The organism is Sphingorhabdus sp., from assembly GCF_035329025.1.
Classification (GTDB): Bacteria; Pseudomonadota; Alphaproteobacteria; order Sphingomonadales; family Sphingomonadaceae; genus Sphingorhabdus_B.
The window spans coordinates 1-4,093 of the sequence record NZ_DAOLHN010000087.1; the positions used below are offsets into that span (position 1 = coordinate 1).

Genomic DNA, 4,093 nt, shown 5'->3' on the forward strand with positions numbered 1-4,093 from the left:
TGCTGTGGGTGGGCTGGTTCGGCTTCAACGCCGGTTCCAACCTTGAAGCCAATGGCCTTGCTGCCCTCGCCTTCATCAACACCTTCGTCGCCACCGCTGCAGCCGCTGTGGCCTGGTGCATCATTGAACAGTTCCACCATGGCAAGCCATCGCTGCTTGGTGCGGTTACTGGCGCAGTTGCGGGGCTTGTAGCCATCACTCCGGCCAGCGGTTTCGCGGCACCGATGACGTCTATCCTGCTCGGTTTTGCGGCATCGGCGGTCTGCTACCTCTTCGTGGCGATCGTGAAGAACAAGCTGAAATATGACGACACGCTCGATGTCTTCGGCGTGCACGGTATCGGCGGCATCGTTGGCGCCATCGGCACCGGCATCGTCGCTGACCCGGCGCTCGGTGGCCAGGGCTTCTTCGACTACACGGTGTTCCCGGCAGTCCCCGGCACTTATGACATGGCTGCCCAGGTGATCACGCAGATCAAGGCGGTCGGCGTGACAGTCGTCTGGACCGGTATCGTCTCTGCGGTTCTCTTCTACGGCCTCAAATTCACTCTGGGTCTGCGCCCGAGCGAAGAAGCCGAACGCGAAGGGCTCGACCTCTCCGAACATGGCGAACGCGCCTACAACTACTAAACTTTATGGAAGGCGGAGCTGGGTAGGCGACGCTTTCCACCAAATTCAAGAGCTTGGCGGCGGGGTTTAATCCTCCCTCTCCCAAATCCCGCTGCCTCCCGATGTTCCTCCCGCGAACGTCCAACTTCCAAGCCCGGGTCCGAAATGGCCCGGGCATTTTTTGTGACATTAATGTTACATCTTGCAGCATATTTGCAGAGCAGCACGATTGGGGGTGCCGCACCCTACCCTATACCGACTATAAAAGGACCACTGCGGACCTAGATAACCGCGGATATATTCGGGAGTAGGACATGAAAAGCTTGAAAAGCCGCACTACGGCTCGCCATTTCATTCAACTTGTCGCCGGAACTTCGCTCGCCGCCCTGATTGCGCAGGGTGCGATGGCGCAGGATGCCGAAGAAGAAGCCGATGACAATGTCATCATCGTCACCGCAACCAAGCGTGACGCCAACCTGCAGGACATTCCTTTTTCGATCAACGCCCAGACCGCAGCGGACATCCAGCGCTCGGGCGCGGTCACCCTTGAAGATCTGTCGCGCAATGTCGCGGGCCTTGCCGTCCAGAATCTCGGGCCCGGCCAAAGCCAGGTTTCGGTTCGCGGCGTGTCTGCAGGACAAGTCGTGCGCGACCAACCCGGCGTGAAAGAGCAAGTTGGCGTCTATCTCGATGAATCAGTCGTCTCGTTGTCGCTGTTTACGCCTGACCTTGATCTGTTCGATTTGAACCGCGTCGAAACCCTGCGCGGCCCGCAAGGCACCTTGTTCGGCTCGGGTTCGGTCGGCGGTACGATCCGCTACATCACCAACCAGCCCCGAATCGGAGCCACCGAAGGCATGGTCGAGGGCAATGTTAACCTTGTCGATGGCGATGATATCGGCGGCCATTTGAAAGGTGCGGTCAACATTCCGCTCGGTGACAATGCCGCGCTCCGCGCCGTCGGCTACTTCACCCGCTATGGCGGCTTCATCAATGCCATCGGTCCGGCTGGCGGCGAAGATGTCAACAGCGGCGAACGCTATGGCGGTCGTCTGGCGCTAACCTTTGAACCTTCCGACAGCGTAAGCATAACGCCGCGAGTGGTTTACCAGAAGGTGACGGCCGACGGCTTCAACCGGCAGGAAATCTACAACCTCTTCGCCAACCGCTTCACCACAACGCGACCAGCCGTCACCTTTGACGAGCGGGAGCAATATCTGTTGCTCCGCGAAGGTTTTGAAGACGAAACGCTGATTGCCGATGCGACAATCAAGATCGGCATGGGCGGTGTGGATTTGACCTCGGTCACCTCGTACATCGATCGCAGCATATTGGTCAGCCGCGATGCCAGTGCGCTGACCGGTTCGGTGTCGGTTGACCTCGGCTATCCCGATGCCGCTGTTGTGTTGCCCTCCAATCTTCGCGACACCACCGACCTGCAAACCTTCACCCAGGAACTTCGCCTGTCTTCGAACAGCGATGGACCGCTGCAATGGGTGTTCGGTGGTTTCTATTCAAAAATCGACCGCGCCTACACCCAACGCCTCCCGACGCCGGGCTATGACGCATTTACCGATGCAACGCTGGGCGCAGGCACTTCGGCTGCTGTCGCCAATGGCTTCCCGGTCGATTCTCCGTTCAACTCCGATCTGCCTTATGACATCAAGCAGTTCGCGATTTTTGGTGAAGTTTCCTACGATCTGACCGACGCCCTCAACGTGACTGCGGGTGGGCGTTATTATGACTTCAAGGAAGAGCGCACAATCACCACGGGCGGCCTGTTTGCCAATGGTGATAACGGCGTAGTCGACAGAACCAAGTCGGATGGCTTCACTCCGCGGCTATTGCTCAGCTATGATGTCAGCGAAGATGTGCAGATCAATGCCCAAGCCTCGAAAGGCTTCCGTCTGGGCGGCGTCAACGATCCGCTCAACACCCCGCTCTGCAACGCGCAGGATCTTGCCCTGTTCGGCGGTTTCCAGAATTATGATGACGAAACGTTGTGGAACTATGAACTGGGCATCAAGACTCAGGGCAATGGTTTCACCTTCAACGCGGGCGCATTCTACAACGACATCAAGAACCTGCAGGTAACGCTTGATGCCGGAAGCTGCTCGTCGCGCATCGTCTTCAACGTCGACAAGGCGCATAGCGCGGGGGTCGAGTTCGAGCTTGGTCTGGAGCCTGCCGAAGGGTTTGACCTGTCGCTCTCGGGCAGCCTGATCGAGGCCGAATTCGATACCACGCTTCCCGGCGCGCTCGCCCCGGCAACCGGTATCCGCGAAGGCAATCGCCTTCCGTCGGTGCCGAAATTCCAGCTGTCGGCAGCCGCCAGTTATGAATGGCCGATCAGCGATAGTGCAGACGCCTATGTCTCTGCATCGTTCCAGCATGTCGGGAACCGCTTTACCCAGCCGGCGGATCAGGAGAACAACCCGCGCACCTTCACCCACGGTCTCCCCTTTGGCGGGCAACCTGCGGGCTCTGCAACTACGGTCAACCTGCGACTGCCCAGCTATGAGTTGGTCAATCTGAGTGCGGGTGTTGATTTCGACGGCGGTCTGTCTCTCGTCGCTTATGTCAACAACCTGTTTGACGAAAATGCGCTGTTGTCTTTCGACCGCGAACGCGGCGGACGGGCACGTCTTGGCTATAATGTCGGCCAACCGCGTACTTTTGGTATCACCGCGCGTCAGAAATTCTGACGCAGGTCGAAAATCAAATAAAGAAAAGGGCGGCTCTCGGGCCGCCCTTTTTATTTGGCTATTGCGGTTGATTAAACGCGCATTGGCATCAGAACATAGAGCGCTGGCGATTTGTCATTCTCGCGGATCAATGTCGGGGCGCTGGCGTCAGCAAGGTGTAGTTCCACAGTGTCGCCTTCAATCTCACCCAAAATGTCGAGCAGATAGCGGGCATTGAAGCCGATTTCGAAGCTGTCGTCCGAATAGCTGCCGGGAACTTCTTCAGCAGCCGTGCCGTTTTCGGGTGAAGTCACCGACAGGGTGATCTTGTCCTTGTCGAGCGCCATCTTGACAGCACGGGTCTTTTCGGTGGCGATGGTCGCGACGCGATCAACGCCTTCGGAGAAGCTCTTCGGGTCGATTTTGAGCAACTTGTCGTTACCGGTCGGAATGACGCGGCTGTAATCGGGGAAGGTGCCGTCAATCAGCTTAGAGGTCAGCACTGCACTGTCGAAGGTAAAGCGGATCTTGGAGGCCGACAGGTCGATCTGGATCGCATTACTGCCGCTTTCATCGAGCAGTTTACGCAATTCGGCAACGCATTTGCGCGGCACGATAACATCGGGCATGCCTTCCGCCCCTGCAGGACGCGGAAGGGTGACGCGGGCGAGTCGGTGACCATCGGTGGCAGCCGCCTTCAGCATCGGATCACCATCGTCCGTCACGTGCAGGAAAATGCCGTTGAGATAATAGCGCGTTTCTTCGGTCGAGATCGCAAAGCGCGTCTTGTCGATAATCTGG

The 4,093-nt window shown here is 57.9% G+C and carries 2 protein-coding genes and 1 pseudogene; 2 read left to right on the forward strand and 1 reads right to left on the reverse strand.

The genetic code is table 11. The annotated features are described in order from the left end of the window. Together PKC81_RS14495 and PKC81_RS14500 are read left to right on the forward strand one after the other, a co-directional pair. Positions 1 to 629, forward strand: a pseudogene (locus PKC81_RS14495) (ammonia channel protein); the annotation flags it as partial. Positions 630 to 1,012: 383 nt separating this feature from the next. Continuing rightward, positions 1,013 to 3,313, forward strand: a complete 2,301-nt coding sequence (locus PKC81_RS14500; RefSeq protein WP_324337303.1) for a TonB-dependent receptor — start codon at positions 1,013 to 1,015, stop codon at positions 3,311 to 3,313. 71 nt (positions 3,314 to 3,384) lie between these two features. Here the strand turns inward: PKC81_RS14500 and dnaN are convergent. Then, on the reverse strand, positions 3,385 to 4,093 hold a 709-nt coding region (gene dnaN, locus PKC81_RS14505), incomplete at its 5' end, for a DNA polymerase III subunit beta (protein WP_324337301.1).

What these genes read in the sequence shown, in the direction of transcription:
- PKC81_RS14500 (WP_324337303.1), top strand. Translation starts at nt 1,013, where the DNA reads ATGGCGCAGGATGCCGAAGAAGAAGCCGATGACAATGTCATCATCGTC.